General features: G+C 62.5%; 14 protein-coding genes, 1 tRNA gene and 6 pseudogenes. 8 read left to right on the forward strand and 13 right to left on the reverse strand.

From position 1 onward, the window contains the following. From ACFQH2_RS10525 to ACFQH2_RS10570, 10 genes and pseudogenes are all read right to left on the reverse strand, one after another. On the reverse strand, window positions 1-1,086 hold the full coding sequence (locus ACFQH2_RS10525) for a thiamine ABC transporter substrate-binding protein (RefSeq protein WP_377053401.1): 1,086 nt from the start codon (window positions 1,084-1,086) through the stop codon (window positions 1-3). Between the two features lie 125 nt (window positions 1,087-1,211). Further along, window positions 1,212-1,759 (reverse strand): annotated as a pseudogene (locus tag ACFQH2_RS10530) (HemK2/MTQ2 family protein methyltransferase). Between the two features lie 23 nt (window positions 1,760-1,782). Beyond that, a complete protein-coding gene (locus ACFQH2_RS10535) occupies window positions 1,783-1,923 on the reverse strand; it encodes a hypothetical protein (protein ID WP_377077025.1) in 141 nt (46 codons plus the stop codon). Window positions 1,924-1,935: 12 nt separating this feature from the next. Beyond that, window positions 1,936-2,076 (reverse strand): annotated as a pseudogene (locus tag ACFQH2_RS10540) (mechanosensitive ion channel family protein); the annotation flags it as partial. A 131-nt stretch (window positions 2,077-2,207) separates the two neighbouring features. Next, a pseudogene (locus tag ACFQH2_RS10545) lies at window positions 2,208-2,888 on the reverse strand (mechanosensitive ion channel family protein); the annotation flags it as partial. 44 nt (window positions 2,889-2,932) lie between these two features. After that, window positions 2,933-3,775 carry a 16S ribosomal RNA methyltransferase A gene (locus ACFQH2_RS10550; protein ID WP_377053407.1) on the reverse strand — a complete coding sequence of 281 codons (843 nt, stop codon included), beginning with the start codon at window positions 3,773-3,775 and terminating at the stop codon, window positions 2,933-2,935. Window positions 3,776-3,845: 70 nt separating this feature from the next. Continuing rightward, window positions 3,846-5,018, reverse strand: coding sequence for a PQQ-binding-like beta-propeller repeat protein (locus tag ACFQH2_RS10555; RefSeq protein WP_377053409.1), 1,173 nt, complete (start codon window positions 5,016-5,018; stop codon window positions 3,846-3,848). Between the two features lie 89 nt (window positions 5,019-5,107). Beyond that, on the reverse strand, window positions 5,108-5,686 hold the full coding sequence (locus tag ACFQH2_RS10560) for a DUF655 domain-containing protein (RefSeq protein ID WP_377053411.1): 579 nt from the start codon (window positions 5,684-5,686) through the stop codon (window positions 5,108-5,110). Window positions 5,687-5,730: 44 nt separating this feature from the next. After that, window positions 5,731-6,087, reverse strand: coding sequence for an RNA polymerase Rpb4 family protein (locus tag ACFQH2_RS10565; RefSeq protein WP_377053413.1), 357 nt, complete (start codon window positions 6,085-6,087; stop codon window positions 5,731-5,733). Between the two features lie 3 nt (window positions 6,088-6,090). Further along, a complete protein-coding gene (locus ACFQH2_RS10570) occupies window positions 6,091-6,381 on the reverse strand; it encodes a 50S ribosomal protein L21e (RefSeq protein ID WP_377053415.1) in 291 nt (96 codons plus the stop codon). Between the two features lie 124 nt (window positions 6,382-6,505). Between ACFQH2_RS10570 and ACFQH2_RS10575 the strand changes: the two are divergent. From ACFQH2_RS10575 to ACFQH2_RS10585, 3 genes and pseudogenes are all read left to right on the forward strand, one after another. Beyond that, window positions 6,506-7,542 (forward strand): annotated as a pseudogene (locus ACFQH2_RS10575) (P-loop NTPase). A gap of 6 nt (window positions 7,543-7,548) precedes the next feature. Continuing rightward, complete coding sequence (locus ACFQH2_RS10580) at window positions 7,549-7,779, forward strand: hypothetical protein (protein WP_377053419.1); 231 nt, start codon at window positions 7,549-7,551, stop codon at window positions 7,777-7,779. Window positions 7,780-8,975: 1,196 nt separating this feature from the next. Beyond that, window positions 8,976-9,568, forward strand: a pseudogene (locus ACFQH2_RS10585) (uracil-DNA glycosylase). Window positions 9,569-9,579: 11 nt separating this feature from the next. Here the strand turns inward: ACFQH2_RS10585 and ACFQH2_RS10590 are convergent. Beyond that, window positions 9,580-10,053, reverse strand: coding sequence for a DUF5793 family protein (locus ACFQH2_RS10590; RefSeq protein ID WP_377053425.1), 474 nt, complete (start codon window positions 10,051-10,053; stop codon window positions 9,580-9,582). 144 nt (window positions 10,054-10,197) lie between these two features. On the opposite strand from ACFQH2_RS10590, the gene ACFQH2_RS10595 reads away from it, so the two are divergent. From ACFQH2_RS10595 to ACFQH2_RS10615, 5 genes and pseudogenes are all read left to right on the forward strand, one after another. Beyond that, complete coding sequence (locus ACFQH2_RS10595; protein WP_377053427.1) at window positions 10,198-10,716, forward strand: DUF7549 family protein; 519 nt, start codon at window positions 10,198-10,200, stop codon at window positions 10,714-10,716. 180 nt (window positions 10,717-10,896) lie between these two features. Then, a complete protein-coding gene (locus ACFQH2_RS10600; RefSeq protein ID WP_377076989.1) occupies window positions 10,897-12,900 on the forward strand; it encodes a type II/IV secretion system ATPase subunit in 2,004 nt (667 codons plus the stop codon). A 184-nt stretch (window positions 12,901-13,084) separates the two neighbouring features. Continuing rightward, complete coding sequence (locus ACFQH2_RS10605; RefSeq protein ID WP_377076990.1) at window positions 13,085-14,653, forward strand: type II secretion system F family protein; 1,569 nt, start codon at window positions 13,085-13,087, stop codon at window positions 14,651-14,653. A 38-nt stretch (window positions 14,654-14,691) separates the two neighbouring features. Next, window positions 14,692-15,338, forward strand: a pseudogene (locus tag ACFQH2_RS10610) (class I SAM-dependent methyltransferase). A 105-nt stretch (window positions 15,339-15,443) separates the two neighbouring features. Then, window positions 15,444-15,514 (forward strand) — tRNA-Gly (locus ACFQH2_RS10615). A 679-nt stretch (window positions 15,515-16,193) separates the two neighbouring features. On the opposite strand, the gene ACFQH2_RS10620 is transcribed toward ACFQH2_RS10615, so the two are convergent. Both ACFQH2_RS10620 and malQ read right to left on the reverse strand, forming a co-directional pair. Next, entirely contained in the window at window positions 16,194-16,493 is a 300-nt protein-coding gene (locus ACFQH2_RS10620) for a PadR family transcriptional regulator (protein WP_377053433.1), read from the reverse strand. Between the two features lie 313 nt (window positions 16,494-16,806). Next, window positions 16,807-18,294 (reverse strand): 4-alpha-glucanotransferase, encoded by a 1,488-nt coding sequence (malQ, locus tag ACFQH2_RS10625; RefSeq protein ID WP_377053435.1) that lies wholly within the window; start codon window positions 18,292-18,294, stop codon window positions 16,807-16,809. Window positions 18,295-18,333: the final 39 nt, after the last annotated feature.

Below are 18,333 nucleotides of genomic sequence, written 5' to 3' on the forward strand. Positions count from 1 at the left end.
TTAGCCGGCGATCTGTCGGGCCCAGTCCTCGACCCAGCCGCCCAGATTACCCTGTAGCTCCTCGTAATCGAAGAAGACCGTTTCCGGCGGTTCGACCGCGAACTGGTCGTATTCGTCGTCGAGTTCGGCCTCCTCTATTGCCGGGAACTGGACGTTCAGCGTGGCGATCTGGCCCTGTGCCTCCGGCGTCAGCAGGAAGTCGAAGAACTCGTGGGCCACGTCCGTATGCTGGTCGTCCGACCCGCGGAAGACGCCCATCGCTTCGGGGTTAGCGTAGCCCTGGTCTTCGAGGAAACCGATCTGATGACGGGACATGTCGTAGCCATCCCGGTTCGCGAACACCTGATCGGTCGAGTACGAGACGACCATCGGGCGCTCCGCTTCCAGATAGGCGCTGTACGTGTCCCACCAGGAACCGAGGATCCGGACGTCGTTGTCCTGGAGCTTCTGCCAGTAATCGAGATAGCCCTCCTCGCCGAACTCGGCGATAGTCCAGAGCAAGAACGCCTGACCGGGGTCGCTCTGCTGTGCGTTCTGGGCGAGAAGCGTCCCCGAGAACTCGTCCTGAGTGAGCTGATCGAACGTTTCCGGGCCCGAAACCTCGTTTTCGTCGTAGACGAGGCTGATATATCCGGTGTCGTACGGGAGCACCCGTCCCTGCGGGTCGAAATCGAGGTCGGATCGTAGCCGCTCGGCGTTCCCGACGGCGTCCCGGTCGAGGTCCTGAAAGAGCGAGTCGTCCAGTCGGTCGTCCGCCCGGATCAGGTCGTCCACGTTGACGCCGAGATAGATGTCGGCGTCGAACTCGATTCCTTCCTCGAACCGCTGGATGTAGTGATTCAGGCCGTTCTCCGGAGTTTTCCAGTCGATGGTCACGTTGGGATGTTCGGCCTCGAACTCGGTTTTTACCCACTCTCCGGGCGACGTGCTCGGGCCGTCGAGAAAGCTCTCGTAGGTCGCAACAGTGAGTGTCGTCTCGTCGTCCGTATCCTCAGGGGCGTCGGTGCTGTCGTTGCGTGAGAGACAGCCTGCAAGCCCTGTGCCGACAGTACCGCCCATCGCTGCGAGGTACGTTCGTCGCTTCATTACCTGGTGTTTTCACCAGGTGGTAATAAGGGACGTGATCCGGGACGGCGGCGGGATTTCGGAGCGCTCCTGCCGGGAATCACTGAGGAAATTTCGGTAGAAAAGTCTACTGGCGGCCAGGCGGGCTACTGGACCAACTTCAACACCGTCAGCGACTCGAACGGATAGGACTCGTCGTGCAGTGCGACCGCACTGAACCCCGATTCGGCGGCCGTCTCGACGACTTCTTCGACGCCGGTGAGGCTACTAACCAGCAGGAGAACGTAGCCACCGGGGGCCAGTACGCGCCCAACGACATCCAGAAACGGATCGATCACTTCGCGTCCGGTCTCGCCGCCGGAGAGCGCGACCTCCATCCAGTCGTTCCACTCCTTGGCCTCCTCGGTCGGCAGGTATGGGGGTTGAACAGCACGACGTCAACGGCATCGTCAGAGATTGGCGAGACGAGATCCGCGCGAAGCGCCTCGACGCCGCGGTCGCGGGCCGCGCGACAGGCGTGTGGATTCAGATCCGTCGCGACGACGGACGCACCCGTCTCCTCCGCGATATGCTCGGCGACGTAGCCCGATCCCGTGCCGACTTCGAGGACGCGCTCGTCGGTGCTGATCTCCTCTGCGGCGACGGTCGCTAGCAGGTGGGAGTCCTCTGCAGGCTGGTAGATTTCGGTTTCCATGCCGCGCTGCTCGGCGAGGTCGGTCACTCGTCACCACCCGCCGACGGTTCCGGGCGCAGATCCGCGTCGTCGTCGCTCATTGCTTCACGCCGACTCACGGCACGCTGTGGGAACGGGATAGAGATCCCTTCCGTCTCGAAGGTCCGCTTGATCGCGCCGATCACGTCCGTCCGGGCCCGGTGGTACCGCCGTGCGCTCGGCCTCTCGATCCAGAACCGGACGCCGAACAGGATGGCCGAGTCCCCAAAGCCCTTGTAGACGACCTGTGGCGTCGGGGCGTCCAGAATGACAGATACGTCGTCGACAGCCTCCAGCACTGCTCCTCGGCCCGTTCGAGGTCGGTCTCGTAGTCGACGCCCACGTCGATTTCGATGCGGAGGCGTCCCTTTCGGCTCCGATTAACGATCGACTGACTCGAGATGACGTCGTTGGGGACCATCACGTACTCGCCGTCGACCGTCTCGATACGCGTGTTCATCATCGTGATGTCGGTCACGATGCCCTCCTGCTCGTCCTGTCCGACCTCTACCCAGTCACCGATCTCGAACGGTCGCGAGAACATCAGGACGAAGCCCGCGAGCAGAGAGCCGAGTGTCTGGCGTGCGGCCATACCGACGACGATGCCGAGGAACCCCGCACCGACGAGCAGCCCACCGAGATTGACCCGCCAGATTCCAAGGACGATAAACAGCGCGAACGTCCAGACTAACAGCTGTGACAGGCGATACGTCACCTGTCGCTGGTGACGCGTTACCGCGTTGCTCGACCCCATCAAGTCGTCCAGGAGCCGTCGGATGATGCCGATGAACACCTGCGCGCCGACGACGATGAGCGTGGTGACGATTAGCTGTGGGATCAGCGATCCCAGACTGAACGATTGTACCTCGGTGAGGACCTCATTGCTCAGCCCCCACAGTTCGACAATTACCGCGATGGCGCTCGCGAACACGCCGATAACGACCATCGAGGCGACCACGTCGGCCAGGGGTGGCGAACCGAACCCTTTCAGGCGCGTCTGCGCCTGCCGGGCGAACCAGGTCGCCAGGACGGCACCGAGGATTGCCAACACGGTGACGGCGACCTTCCCTCCAGTCGACCCGACCTGCTCGGCGAGCCCCGTCACCCCCATCACCAGCGTCGGCGACGAGATGTCGACAGCCTCACCGAGCACGGTCACTCACCCGTCGGTGTGTCGACGCCGTGATCGAGAGCTACCGTCGCCAGTTCTGCAAACGTACTCGGCGGGAGCTTTCCCGGTCTGCGCCGGAGCAGGTCGTCGTCGACTCGGTCGATCACCGCCGCCGCGTCGTCGATACCGGAGATGTGGACGGTGTTGCGGATCGCGTTCCGAAGCGTCTTGCGACGCTGGGTGAACACCGCTTTCACGAACCCGAGGAAGAAGTCCTCGTCCTCGACCTCGTAATCGGGGGCCCGGGGCGTCGTCCGGACGATTGCGCTCTGCACGTCCGGCGGCGGCGAGAACGCCTGACTGGGCACCGGCTCGACGACTTCGACATCGGCGTAGTGCTGCGCGCTCACCGAAAGGCGGCCGTACTCGTCGGTACCCGCAGAGGCCGCCATCCGTTCGGCGAACTCCTTTTGAAACATTAATACGGTCGGCTTGCCCTCGGGCAGCAGGCGGAAGGCGAGTTCGCTAGATGCGCCGTAGGGGAGGTTCGAGACCGACGCCGTGTACTCGGGCAGGTCGACCTCCAGTGCGTCCCCTTCGATCACGGTCAGTCGACCTGCCTCGATCTCCTGAGCGAACTCGCGGCGGAGGAAGTCGGCGAGATTGCGGTCGCGTTCGATCGCTGTCACGTGATCGCCCGCCTCTAGCAGTCGGTCGGTCAGCGCGCCCGTCCCGGCACCGATCTCCAGGAGATGACTGCGATCGGTCTCTGCGGACAGATGTTCGGGGAGTCGGTCGAGCACGCGATCGTCGATCAGGAAGTGCTGATCACGGTCGGGGTTGCCCCGGACGCCGGCCCGTGCGAGCAACCCATCAGGATCTCTCATTGGTTCGACCGATAGGCCGCCCGTGCGTGTAAACGCATTGGCTCGGGCTGCCGGGCGACGACGTGCCGTCTCAGTCTGCCCCCATTGCGAATATTTGCCCGCCCGATCCGGTCGTGAAGACGGCCGCCGGCGTGGCGACGACATCTCCGCCGCCCTCCGAATCGACGGTCCACCGTCTCTGCCCGTCGTCCCGTCCGACCGCAGTGAGTCCGTCATCGTAGACGAGGACTTCGCCGTCTACGACTGTCGGCGGGCCGCCTCGCTCGCTGGTGAACTCGTACGTCCACGAGTGTCCGCCGTCACGACCGACCGCGACGAGCGCGTCTTGAGTCGCGACGTAGACGTGTTGCTCGTCAAGCGCGAGTTTTGACGCCCTGTCGCCACCGGGAACGGCGAACGTCCAGCGTTCTGTACCATCGGTATCGAACCCGACGAGGAGGTCGCCTGCCTGAACGACGACCAGACCGTCGTCGACGGCCGGGCCCGAAACAACACGGGGTGTCGACCGGGACCAGCGCATCGCTCCCGTCGCCGCATCTACTGCCACAAGCCCCGTCCACCCGGACAGAGAGCCGAGAAACACGGTATCGCCGTCGACTGCGGCGGGTATGGCGAAGGTGTGATTCGTGTCGTCAGCCCCGATCTGTCGGGACCAGCGGACTGCCCCGTCGGTAACCGAAAGCGCGTGGACGGTCCCGTCCCAGTCGGGGAGGTAGACCCATCGGCCGTCGACCGTCGGCGACGCGGTAACCCGCGCGTCGACATCGAACAGCCACTGTTCGTCGCCGTACTCCGCCTCGACGGCGACGAGGCGTCCCTGTTCGATCCCACGCTGTGCGCTGACGACGATGCGGTTCGCTCCGACGGCCGGGGATCCGTTCGGATCGGACCGAAGGGGGACCCGCCAGCGCTCTTCGCCGGTTCTCGCGTCCAGTGCGTGCAATCGGTACCGATGGCGCGCTCGGTCGGAGACCGCATCGGCCAGCGCGTACACTCGACTGTCGGCTATCGACGGTGATCCTGCGCCACGGGCGTCATCGAGTTGGGTCGTCCAGACGGTCTCCGGTTCGGTCGGACCGGACGCGACCCTGCGCGTCCGCCGTGGATTGGCACCCTCTGTCGGCCAGTCTCCGTCGACGGCATCGAACTCGCCAGACGGGCGGCCCGAGGACTGACAGCCAGCAAGACCGACGGTGGCGGCTCCGAGCAGCGTTAGCAGTTGACGGCGCGAATGGGAGGGCATGGCAGGGTTGTATCTGCTCCTGACAAAAGAAGATCCGGGATCCCCAGGAGCCAATCAGTCGCTTCCGCCCTCCAAACCGGCGTCCAGCGTTATTCGTCGCCGACGAACGTCCGGTATTTTAGCTCGTCCTCGCGCAACTCTTCGAGGATCCGATCGACGATGACGCCTTCCGGATCGTGTAGCCCGCTCACGCGGTCTTCGACTTCCTCGAAGCTCTCGAAGGGCTTGCGCTTTCGCTCGTCGAGAAGGGTGTTGCGCAGTTTCTTCCCGATACCCGGTAGCAGGTTTAGCTGATGGAGGCGGAGCGTAATCGGCTGTGCCTCGTTGTAGAAGTCGACGAACCGCTGTTCGTTCTCGTCGACGATGTCCTCGACGACGTAGTCGAGTTCGGACTGCGCACCGCTAGAGAGGTCGTCGTACTCGACGGTGCGTAGTTGGTCGATCGATTCCCGTTCTTCGGCTGGCGAGACGACGATCCGATCACCGATGCTCACGTCCGAGTCGTCATCGAAGAGGAGTTCGTAGAGGTAGAAATCCTTCTCGCCGACAGCGTACGCTGCCGACGGCGTATCGTACTGGGGTCTCTCGTCTCCCGGTAGGCCGTGAGGCAGGTGATCGAGTACGACCGCGTGACGCAGCGTCGACTCTTCGCCTGTGGCGTCGCTCATCGTACATACGTGTAAGTCGACCTGTTACTTAAAGAGTCGGCCCCTCAGGCGTATTTTGCGACGACATCGAGAATGGCATCGAGTTCGTCGCCCGATAGGGTGTACCGCTCCTGCGCGTAGACGGTACGAAGTTCGTCGCGGTCCTGAGGCAGTAGATTCGTGATCTTGTAGGCTGTCGACTCGTCGACCTTGTCGAGCTCCTGAAGCTCTTCGACGAGTTCGCGTGACTCCTCGGGCTCCAGTACGCTAAAGCGGTTGACGTGCTCGATGGCACGCGCTAGCTCGTAGCGCATCTCCCGTTCCGGGTCCTCGGCTCTGTCCTCCTCGACATCGGCGAGCAGTTCCTTCGTCTCGGAGACGGTGAGGTACTCCTCGCTGATCTTCTCTTTGAAGATCGTCATCGCTTACTCCTGAGCCGACAGGTGGGCTGGGTCCACGATGAGGGTCTTCGATTTGCCCTTGTCGCTGATCTCGACCTGGAACGAGCGACCCTGTTTACCGAGAACGGTCCCGGTGTGGCCGTTGAATCGCGGGTGGAACTGGCCGTCGGGAACGCTGGGGTCGATATTGAGGTGGACTTTCTGGTCCTCATCGTAGTCCTGAATCGAGCGCTGTGGCGGCGATGTGCCGCTATCACGCGGATCGTTCGACATCTTGTTCCGAGTTCCGGAACGGGGTCCATTGGAGTTTGGCATAGTCGTATCCCGCCATTGTCCGCTTGGCGTAATAAATGGTGCGTTCCCGTCCCGCGAGCGCGCGTGATAACGGCTCGCACTCGGTTCACAATGCTTTTCGCTCGACACCGGCCTAGATACGGGTATGGACCAGGATGCAGTACGTGACCTCCTTCGCGAGGTCCACGACCCGGATCTGGACGACGACATCGTCACCCTGAATCTCGTCAACGGGATCGAGTTCGACGACGACGACACCGTCCACGTCTCGCTTGCACTGGGCGCACCCTACTCACCGACGGAGACGGCAATCGCCGACAAGGTGCGGCAGGTGCTCGGCGAGGCGGGACTGGATGTGGAACTCTCCGCGCGGATCGACGACGATATCGAGGCCGAAGAACAGGTGTTTCCCAACGTCGAGAACGTGATTGCCGTCGCGAGCGGCAAGGGTGGCGTCGGGAAGAGCACCGTCGCAGTGAATCTGGCGGCCGGGCAGCGGACATGGGCGCAAGCGTCGGCCTGTTCGACGCAGATATCTACGGGCCGAACGTCCCGCGGATGGTCGACGCCGACGAGCCACCGCAGGCGACCGAAGACGAGACGCTCGTCCCGCCCGAGCAGTACGGGATGAAACTGATGAGTATGGCCTTCCTCGTCGGCGAGGACGACCCCGTCATCTGGCGCGGCCCGATGGTCCACAAAGTTCTCACACAGCTCTGGGAGGACGTCGAGTGGGGCCACCTCGATTACATGGTGATCGATCTCCCGCCGGGCACCGGCGACACCCAGCTGACCCTGCTCCAGACCGTCCCCGTCACCGGCGCGGTGATAGTCACGACGCCACAGGACGTCGCTCTCGACGACGCACGCAAGGGCCTAGAGATGTTCGGCAAGCACGACACGCCCGTCCTGGGAATCGCCGAAAACATGGCCGGGTTCAAATGCCCGGACTGCGGCGGTACACACGACATCTTCGGCTCCGGCGGCGGCGAGCGCTTTGCCGACGTACACGACATGCCACTGCTGGGCTCGATCCCCATCGATCCCGCGGTTCGGACCGGTGGCGACTCGGGCGAACCCATCGTTCTCGAAGAGGACAACGAAACCGGAGCGGCGTTCAGACACATCGCTCGTGAGGCGGCGAACAACGCAGGCATCGTCCGCCGTCGTCGCCAGTCGTAGCGACCCATGTCTGAGATACCAGCCAATCGGTTCGAGGCCGACCCCGAGCGTGTCGACGCACTCCGGGAAATCGCCGACGACGTCCGCGGGGAGTCCTCGGAGAGCCGCCAACTCGCGGCGATTCTCTACCGTGTGAGCGACCTCTACGACGAGAGCGAGCAGACGGATCCGGTCGAGATCTACAAGAACGTCGAAGCGATCATGCAGATCAAGGCACAGGGCGGCCGGGAGTCGTAAGGCCGTCCGGCCGATCCCACAGCCACCCACTCTATTGCTTCGCCGGTGCCAAAAGTCAGTATGGACCTGTACGATCCGCTCGAAGATCTTTCCGTCACGATCGAAGACTGTACGCTCCAGCGACGCGAGCGCGAGACGTCGAGCGACTTCACTCGGGTAAGCACGACCGTCGAACTGCAAGGGAACGGCGTCAAGGGGCGCGGCGAGGACGTGACCTACGACACGCCGGATCACGACGTGCTGCTCGACGCCGGACCGCCGGACCTGGCGGGCGAGTACACTTACGCCGAGTTCTCCGCCCTGCTCGACGAGCGGGAACTGTTTCCCGAACCACCCGAGCGAGAGGCCTCACGGCAGTATCGTCGATGGGCCTACGAGAGCGCTGCGCTCGACCTCGCGCTGAAACAGCGCGACGAGTCACTCGGCGACGTGCTCGGCCGGGCGTACGACCCCGTTCGGTTCGTCGTCAGTACGCGACTGGGCGACCCGCCGTCGCTCGACCGAGTAGAGCGCTGGCTGGAACTGTGTCCGGACATTCAGTTCAAACTCGATCCGACCAGCGACTGGACGCCCGAACTCGTCGACGCGCTGGCCGAGCGAGATGTCGTCAGGATCCTCGATCTCAAGGGCCAGTACGAGGGGACCGAGGTCGATCAGCCGGCCGACCCCGAACTCTACGAGTTGGTGACGAGTGCGTTCCCCGACGCGGTGATCGAGGACCCCGCACAGACCGACGAGACGCGGCCCATCCTCAGCGAGGCGTGGGACCGGGTTAGCTGGGATTACCCGATCACCGGCGTCGAGAGCATCCGATCGCTCGACCGGGACCCGGAGTGGCTGAACGTCAAGCCCTCCCGGTTTGGTACCGTCGAGTCGCTTCTGTCGAGCATCGAGTACTGTCTGGATCGGGAGATCACGCTGTACGGCGGCGGCCAGTTCGAACTGGGCGTCGGTCGCCAGCATCTCCACGCGCTGGCGTCGCTGTTCTATCCCGACGCACCGAACGACGTCGCGCCGCGGGCGTACAACGATCCCGAACCGTCGGCGGGCCACCCGGAGAGTCCGCTTGCGCCCCCGACCGATCCCACAGGGCAGAGTGGCAGGGCGAGTGACTGGTCAGCGAGACGTTTTTGTCGACCCCTCCCTTTCTCCGATGCGTGGACGCAAATCAGGACGAACTGTCGAACCCGTTCGGAATGGACGAGGACTGCACGAACTGCCCGGCGCTCTGTGAGACCCGCGAGCAGGTCGTCCATGGCTACGGGGACGTCGGTGCGGACTTCATGTTTATCGGCGAGACGCCAGGGGCCGGCGCGGACGGGACCGGCGTTCCGTTCACCGGCGATGAAACAGGGCGGGCCTTGCTCTCGATTCTGCGACGGCTTGGCCTCTGTGGCTCGGCAGTCAACAGCGAAGAACCGGAACTCGCGAACGCCTTTCTGACCTACACGGCGCGCTGTCGCCATCCCGAGCGCCCCCGACCGACGAGGAACTCGGAAACTGCGAACCGTATCTCAACGCCGAGATCCGGATGATCAACCCCGAAATCCTCGTCCCGGTCGGCGAACGCGCGCTCGAAGAGATCGGTACTGAGTACACGACGACCCCGGTCGAGGAACTCGATATCGTCGATGATCACGCGACGCGGATCCGTGGCCGCGGGTTCGAGTTGATGCCCATGATCGTGCCGGACGAGCAGACCGACGAGCAGACCCAGACGTTCGTCGAGGCGTTCTCGGCGCTAATGGCAAGCGATTATCGGCAGACAAAAGGACGACGCGGACGGTGACTTCGGCGTGATTATAACTCGACGCCGCTCGGAATGAGACTGTGTTTTCGCAGGAGGTTCCCTTCGTCGTCGTAGACGAGGAACGTCTGCTTGTCGTAGGTAAGTAACTCGTCTCCATCGATCCGGATCCGGACGCTGTAGCGGCCCTCAGTGTCCGGGTCGTGCTCGCCGTAGCGCCGTGCGGCACGGATGAACTTCAGCACGCTGTCGGCGTCCTCGTTGAGTTCGAGGACGAAGTCGCCCGTCGTCCGGTTCGTCACGCTGATGACGCCCGTTGCGTCGTCGGCGTCGGGCGGCGATTGAAGCCGAAACGCCACGTCGGTGTCTTCCGCCGTCAGCAATTCCCCCTCCATGTCTGTGAGGCGCTCTCGAAGTGTTGTCGCGGGCCCGTCGAATTCGATCGTTACCTGTGGTTGCGCGGGCTCGCTTTCCTCGTCGATCCAGTCAACGTTCTCGGCCTCCAGTGTAAAGTAGTCGCGCCTCATTCCCTATAACCCGATACGACCTCACGGGCAATGAACGTAACGCCTGCAGGTAATACCACATTTGTCGGCCCTGTGGATTGCGACCGCGAGTTCGGACGGCACTATGACGGTTGCTTTTATATTGGTGCCGGGTCGTCCTCCTGCATGGCCTGGGTTCGTTCCGAATATGCCGGTGAACTGTCGGTCGTTTCTGCGTGGCTCGCGGCTCTACTGCCGTGGAACCTCACGTACTCGACGATAGCCGAAGGCGAAGTCACGATACTCTCCGCCCGGTTCCCGTTCGTCCAGTTGCGATATCTGCTGGGGATCGAGCTTCCTGGTCAGGAGAATCCTGCGATCGACCACCCGTTCGCGGCGCGCGGCGCAGTCGAGGGGATGCCGCTTCTTGTCTACGATCTCTGGATCGCCGGGGCCGCTTTCGTCCTCGTCGCCGTCGCCCTCAGCATCGCTATGTATCTCGACGAGGCGCGGATCGAAGACGCCCTTCCGACAAGCCCTGTCCGGGTGATGGGCGGACTACTCGGGGCTGCGACGCTGCTGCTATCCGCGTCGACGCTCGCCATCGTGACTCGCGGCGAGTTCGGCGGTGGCATCCCGGTTCCCATCGGACTGCTCGTCCTTGGCGTGCTCTCCTGGGTGCTGTTGACCGTCGATCTCACCTGAGGTCGCCCGCCCGATTTAAGTCAGTCGACTACATGTACCTCGACAGAGAGAACAGCTCCGCCACGCCGGATTCGGAGCGTCGATGCACCGCCGGTGACCGTTGCGGACGATAGTCCGGTACGATAACAGAGAGGCTGATACATGACTGAGGACAACGAACCCGGCGAGATCCCGCTCGGAATGGAAGACGTACCGACAGAGGAGTCAACCGAGCGCGATACCGAGTCGCAGGACAGCCTCGGGCAACGGCTCCGGCGTGTTATCGACCTCCTCAAGGGGTCGACCATCGATGTCGACCGGTACCGCCCCAAGGACCACGGTCCACTGGTCTCGTTCGATGGGCTCGACGGGTACGAAGAGATCGACCGGTACTGGGTGAACGCACCGTTTTCGTTCGTCTCGATCAACCACGACCGCGAGGGTAACCAGCGGCTGTATCACGCCGTCGAGCCAGAACTCGACGCCGACGAGTACGAACTGCTCGAAACGCTGTTCGACGATATCCGCGATCCGTTAGTGTACCGCCGCGACATAGACACCGAGAACGTCGAAGCGGTACTCGTCGAAGAGCTTCACGAACATCTGGAGCGGTACGGCGTCGAGATAGACACCGTCGGCTTCTACAAGCTGTTTTACTACCTCTACCGGTCGTTTCGTGGCTACGGGAAGATCGATCCGATCATCAACGACCCGCATATCGAGGACATCTCCTGTGACGGCTACGAGCTACCGATCTTCGTCTACCACGACCAGTACACCGACGTCGAGACGAACGTCTCCTTCAAGAAAGGGGCGCTGGACAACTTCGTCATCCGCCTGGCACAGCAGTCAGGCCGGCACATCAGCGTCGGCGAGCCGATGGTCGAGAGCACGCTTCCCGACGGGAGCCGTGCGGAACTGGCGCTCGGCGAGGAGGTGACGCCACGCGGCTCCGCGTTCACGATCCGAAAGTACTCCGAGGAGCCGTTCACGCCGATCGATCTGCTGGAGTACGGCACGTTCAACGTCGACCAGATGGCGTTTCTCTGGCTGGCAATCGAGCACAACAAGTCACTGATCTTCGCCGGTGGAACCGCCTCCGGGAAGACAACCTCGATGAACGCCATCTCGATGTTCATCCCGCCGCGCTCGAAGGTGCTCTCCATCGAGGATACCCGAGAGTTGACGCTGTATCACGACAACTGGCTTTCCAGCGTCACCAGAGAGCGGATCCACGAGGGCAACGACATCACGATGTACGACCTGCTGCGATCCGCGCTGCGCCACCGACCCGAGTACATCATCGTCGGCGAAGTCCGTGGCGACGAGGCGATCACGCTCTTCCAGGCGATGAACACCGGGCACACGACCTACTCGACGATGCACGCCGACTCGGTGCAGACGGTGATCAACCGACTCGAGAACGATCCGATCAACGTCCCTCGCTCGATGGTCCAGTCTCTGGACGTTCTCTGCGTGCAGACGCTGACCCGGTTCGACGACGAACGCGTGCGCCGAAACAAGACCATCGCGGAGATAGAGGGCGTCGACCAGCGGACCGGCGAACTGGATTATTCGACGAGCTACACCTGGAACGGGAACGACGACAGTTTCACCGACAGCGGGAGCAGTATCGTCCTGAACGAGATCAGGGACGACCGGGCGTGGTCCCAGGCCGAGTTGCTCTCAGAGCTCCGGAACCGACGCACGTTTCTGCAGTACCTCTGGGACAACGAGATATCCAGCTACCGACGGTTCACCGCGCTGGTCAACGACTACTACGCCGACCCCGAAGCGGTGATCGAGAGGATGGAACGCGACGAGCTGACTCACCCGCGGCTACCGCTGACTGACTATGGAGGTGTATCCCCTGCTCGTTCTGCTTGCGGTGCTAACAGTCCCTGCCATGCTCGCCGGCATCACCGATCAGGGGAACCGGATCGTCACGCGGCTCTCGGTCGTCCTGTTCGCCGACCGGCTAGAACTCGACGGTGCCAAACGACTTCGCCACGAGCGACGGCTTCGACAGGCGCAGTTCCCCACGACGTATCGGATCTACGCGGTCAAGACAGCGCTGTACGCCGTCCTTGGCGGGGTTGCCGGAGTCGCCCTCGGCCTCTACGCTGGCGTCGCCATCGGTGGCTTCCTCACGATGTCGCCGGCAGCCGTCGAAAGCGCCGTTCCAGCCGCGCTCCAGTTTCTTGATGCGTTTGCGGGCCTTCCGCCGCTGACCACCGTCCAGTGGTTCGCGCTGTTGGTCGGTAGCTGTCTGGTCGGGGGAGCCACGGCCGCAGGACTCGTCTACTGGCTCCGCTGGTGGTATCCGGCCAGCGTTGCGACGACCCGGCGTGGACGGATCGAGGCGAACCTTCCGCAGGCCGTTGCGTTCATGTACGCGCTCTCGCGAAGCGGGATGGAGCTACCGGAGGTCATGCGGATCCTCTCCGAGACCGAACACGTCTACGGGGCTGCCGCCGAGGAGTTTTCCGTCGGCGTTCGTCACATGGATCTATTCGGGAAAGACGTCGTCACCGCCATCCAGACGATGGGCAAGCAGACGCCGAGCCCGCAGTTCAAGGAGTTCTGTGGGAACCTTGCAAGCGTTCTCCAGAGCGGCCAGAGCCTCTCGGAGTATCTCGAAACGGAACACGAGTCGTTCAAAGAAGAAGCCGAGGCCCAGCAGGAACGATTGCTCAACGAACTCGCCACACTCGCCGAAGTGTACGTGACGGTGCTGGTCGCCGGTCCACTGTTTCTGATCACGATTCTCGTCGTCATCGGCATCGCCGTCACTGACACGCTCGGCTTCCTTCGCCTGTTCGTCTACCTGCTGTTGCCGGCGGCGAATCTCGGGTTCATGCTGTATCTCTCGACAGTCATGAGCGAGCGCTCGCAGCAGGACCCGGTCGAGGGGCTGGTCGAGTCGTTCGACCGCCTCTCCGGCGTGCGACGGAGCGGCGACGATACCGTCCGCTCGGACGGCGGCCGAGCAGCGTCACGGGCCGGACAGCGAGACGAAAACCTCACGAATCTGGCACTGTACAAACGGCTCCAGTGGTTCCGTGACCGACTCAGCCAACCCGTCCGGACGGCAATCGACCGCCCGGAGACCGTGCTCTGGGTGACTGTTCCGCTCGTCGTCGTCCTCACGATACTTCGCCTCTACTGGACGGTATCGCTTGGCGTCCCGATACAGGTCGTCCTCGACGACATCCTCATCCAGTCGACCCTGTTCGTCGTCGGCACCTTCGCCCTCGTCTACGAGGTCCATCGCCGGCGGATCGAGGCAATAGAGGCGGTCGTCCCCGACCTCATGGACCGCCTCGCCAGCGTCAACGAAGCCGGAATGACCGTCATCGAGAGCATCGGGCGGGTCCGAGGGAGCGAACTCGGCGCGCTGGACGACGAACTCGACCGCGTCTGGGCGGACATCCAGTGGGGCGCGAACGTGACGACCGCCCTCCGGCGGTTCGAGAGCCGCGTCCGGACGAAGACCATCTCGCGGACCGTGACCCTGATCACGCACGCGATGAACGCAAGCGGCGACCTCGCACGCGTGCTCCGGATCGCCGCCGGGCAAGCCAAGGCCGACCGACGACTCAAACGCGCCCGGGCCCAGGAGATGCTGACCTACGTCGTCGTCGTCTACGTCGCCTTCGGCGTCTTCCTCGTCATCATCGCGGCGCTCGACCTGGTGCTCCTCCCGAGCCTCCCGGACAGCGCCGTGCTCCCGGAATCGACCGGATCCGCCGGGCAGGTCGGCCTCGGCGGCGTCCTCGGCGAACTCGGCTCGGTCAACGAGACTGCCTACACTCTCGTCTTCTTCCACACGACCGCCATGCAGGCGGTCTTTTCCGGGTTGATCGCCGGGCAGATGAGCGGCGGGAGCATCAAAGACGGCGCGAAACACGCCGCCATCCTGCTCTCCATTGCCTACCTCGTCTTCCTGTTCCTCTAAAACGTCGCCGTTTTGTCGACACGCCGCGATTGGCGAGTATGGACCGATCGACGGCCGACGTTCGGGACACCTACGACGAGATTGCGGACCACTTCGCGAAGACCCGCGAGTATCCCTGGCCCGAGGTCGAGGAGTTCCTCGCCGAACGGCAGGGCGGCATCGGCCTCGATCTCGGCTGTGGTAACGGCCGTCACGCCGAAGCCCTCACAGATCATACAGAGCGCGTCCTCGGCCTCGACGTGAGCCGTGGCCTGCTGAAACCGCCCGCAAGCGCCGCACTGAGCGCTCCTTTAACGTGGATCTGATCCAGGGCGACGCGTCGAGGCTTCCGCTTTCGACTGGCTCGGTCGACCTTGCCGTCTACGTCGCGACGCTCCATCACCTCCCTGACCGGGCGACCCGCGTCGCCAGCCTCGACGAACTCGCCCGGGTTCTCGCAGCCGACGGATCGGCGCTCGTCTCGGCGTGGAGCACGGCACACGACCGGTTCGACGCCGATGAAGGGTTCGACACGACTGTCGACTGGACCCTTCCCGGTGGCGAGTCGGTTTCGCGTTTTTATCATATCTACGACCCCGACGAGTTCCGCGCTGACCTCGACCGAAGCGCCCTCGACCCCGACGACGTCTTCGTCTCCAGTGGCAACTGCTATGCTGTGGTTACGACGAAAGGGAAACGCCCTTAACGTCCGACGGACTACGACGGAGTGCACGCTGGTGTGGGCCTACGGCCCACCGGTACTTCGCATCGAGCGGTCGTCTCGACCGCACCGATGCGTTTCACCGTGTACGCGTCGGTGGTCTAGTGGTAGGACCTGAGCCTTCCAAGCTCATGGCCCGGGTTCAAATCCCGGCCGACGCATTCTCGCTTCTCGCTGCGCTCGTCGCTCGAATGCGTCGCCCGATGCTCGCAAACGCTACGCGTTTGCTCACTCCCGGCCGACCCTCGCGATCACTGCGTGATCGTTCGGTCCCGGCCGACGCTTTTTTGGGGTAGATGCGGACTGGGTGAGGGACGACTCGGCGTAGCTTGCTACTTCGATGAACGAAATTGAGGAGCAGAACCGTCAACCAATTGAATCACCAGACGCAGGTGTAGCAAGCATTTGCTTCGCTACGATCCACAAACTCTCTGTGATCGTACATCGTCCCCACGCAGTCCCTGATAAGTTCGGATTACTCCACACGACTGACGCTGAAAATCGCAGTAAATCCCTCTACCGAGCAGTTCTCCGCGTTTAAACGACCCGATTTGAGGATCCAACAACTCGAAAATACCGCAGAGAAACGCAGACGTAACCGTTCTAAGGAGTTTCCCGTATCGAACTGTTCACGATTGTTCATTCGTACTCAGTTAGTAACTAAGCGGGATACACCGTTATCTTCTGAGTATGCCAACGTGCAACAACTGTGGGGCGTTCGTTACCCGAGACTTCACCCGAGTGTTCGGAGACAATCAAGAGAACGTCAGCGGCTGTGTAGAGTGTACGACTGGCAGAGATCTGAAGTCCGGTGGTGCGACGGAGTCGGCAACCCAGTGATCAGTTAGCCTCGACGGACTGGGCCGAGTCGTCGACGTACTCGGACTCCCACTCCCTGCGGGCCTCGATCTCTCGGCGCCCGCGCGAGGTGAGCGAGTAATAGTTGGTCCGCCGGTCCAGTTGTCCTTTTTCGGCGAGGCCTTTTTCCACCAGCGTGTCGAGGTTGGGATACAGCCGACCGTGGTGAATCTCTTTTTCGTAGTACTTTTCGAGTTCGTCCTTGATGGCGAGGCCGTGCGGGTCGTCGAGGCCGGCGATGACGTACAGCAGGTCGCGCTGGAAGCCAGTGAGATCGTACATGTGACTGCTGTATTATAGTTCCCGTGAAGTGTTAAGTCTGACGCTCTGGAAGTATATTATACTGAGTAAATAAGACTAACTGTGGATTATACTCCCTCTATATAAATAATACAGTAAAATATAGTAAAAATAAACAGCACAGCGACACGCCAGTAGGTGTCCGGGGCATTGGTATACCCCACATATCATGCGTATTCATAAACGATAGATTACTTCGCGCTCAGTGCTGGGATGCGATATATCGGCGTCCGGTGACGACGACCATATCGACCTGAGAACGCGCCTCAAAAGCTACTGTAGCGGTGTGCCGGACTCACCGACCCGCTTCGTCCGTGACCGTTCGCAGTCGCTCGGTCGGGAACTGGTCGAGTCGCTCCGGCGTACAGCGCCAGTCCCAGTTGCCGGTCTCGGTGCCGGGAGTGTTGAACCGCGCTTCAGCACCGAGGCCGTACAGGTCCTGTAGGGGTGTAATCGCCATCACGGATGCCGTGTGCCAGGCGCGTTCGATCAGATCCCAGTGGATCTCGCTCCCGTCGGTCCCGAGATAGTAGTGGAGACACTCGACCTGCCGGTCGTCGAGCGACTCGTACCAGCCTCGGACGGTGTTCGTGTCATGGGTTCCCGGATAGGCGACAGTATCTCTTTCGTAGGTATGAGGGAGGTAGATGTGTTCCTCGCTGCACCAGTCGGCGTACTGCATCACTTTCATGCCCGGCGCGTCGATGTCCCGCCGAAGTTGTTCGATCTCCTCCGTGACGAATCCGATATCCTCGGCGATGATCGGCAGTTCCCCGAGTTCGTCCTCGATGGTGCGGAAGAACTCGAGGCCGGGACCGGACCGCCACTCGCCGTCGCTCCCGTCGCCCTCGGCGGGGATGGCGTAGTACTCCTCGAAGCCGCGGAAGTGATCAAGCCGGACGATATCTGCGAGTTCGAGTTGCCGGTCCATCCGGTCGATCCACCACTGATAGCCCGTGGCTTCGTGCTCGGCCCAGTCGTAGACTGGCGGGCCCCACTTCTGTGCCGGGTTGTTATCGTCTGACGGCACACCGGAGACGTCTTTCGGGGTACCGTCGTCCTTGAGCTCGAACAGTTCGGGGTGGGCCCAGACGTCGGCGCTATCCTGGGCGACGTAGATCGGCATGTCGCCGACGACTTTCACACCCACCTGAGTGGCGCGGGTTCTGAGCTGATCCCACTGCCGAGCCGCGACGAACTGGAGGAACTCGCGGTACCGGATTTCGTCGGCGAGTTTCTCTCGGTACTCGTCGAGCGCAGCCGACTCGCGCAGTGCGACTGGCTCCGGCCAGTCGGTCCATGCCTGTCCATCGAACTCTCGTTTCAGCGCGCGGAACAGCGCGTAGTTCTCCAGCCAGTCCGTCTCCTCCTGAAAATTCTCGAAATCGGACCACAGTGCCGCCGGGCGCTCCTCGTCAAAGCGCTCAAACGCGGTTCGGAGGAGCGGATACTTGAACTCCCGCACGGCCTCGTAGTCGACGCGCTCGTCCGAGAACGGTTCCGCCGGCGTCGTCTCCTCCGCCATCAGCAGTTCTTCCTCGACGAGCGGGTCGAGATCGATCAGTAGCGGTTCGATGGCGAACGCCGAGTAGGCCTGATACGGCGAGTTGCCGTGAATGCTGGACAACGGTCCGAGCGGGCATAGTTGCCAGAGCGACTGTTCGGCGTCGGCAAGCGTGTCGACGAACTCGCGGGACGGCTGTCCAATCGATCCGATTCCATGCGGACTCGGTAGCGAGGTGGGATGTGCGAATACCCCGCTCTGCCGGGAAAATCGACTCATAGAGGTAGTTTCAGAGGCAAGTGTAGTAAACGTGGTGCA

This window comes from Natronoarchaeum sp. GCM10025703 (assembly GCF_042661985.1).
Lineage (GTDB): Archaea > Halobacteriota > Halobacteria > Halobacteriales > Natronoarchaeaceae > Natranaeroarchaeum.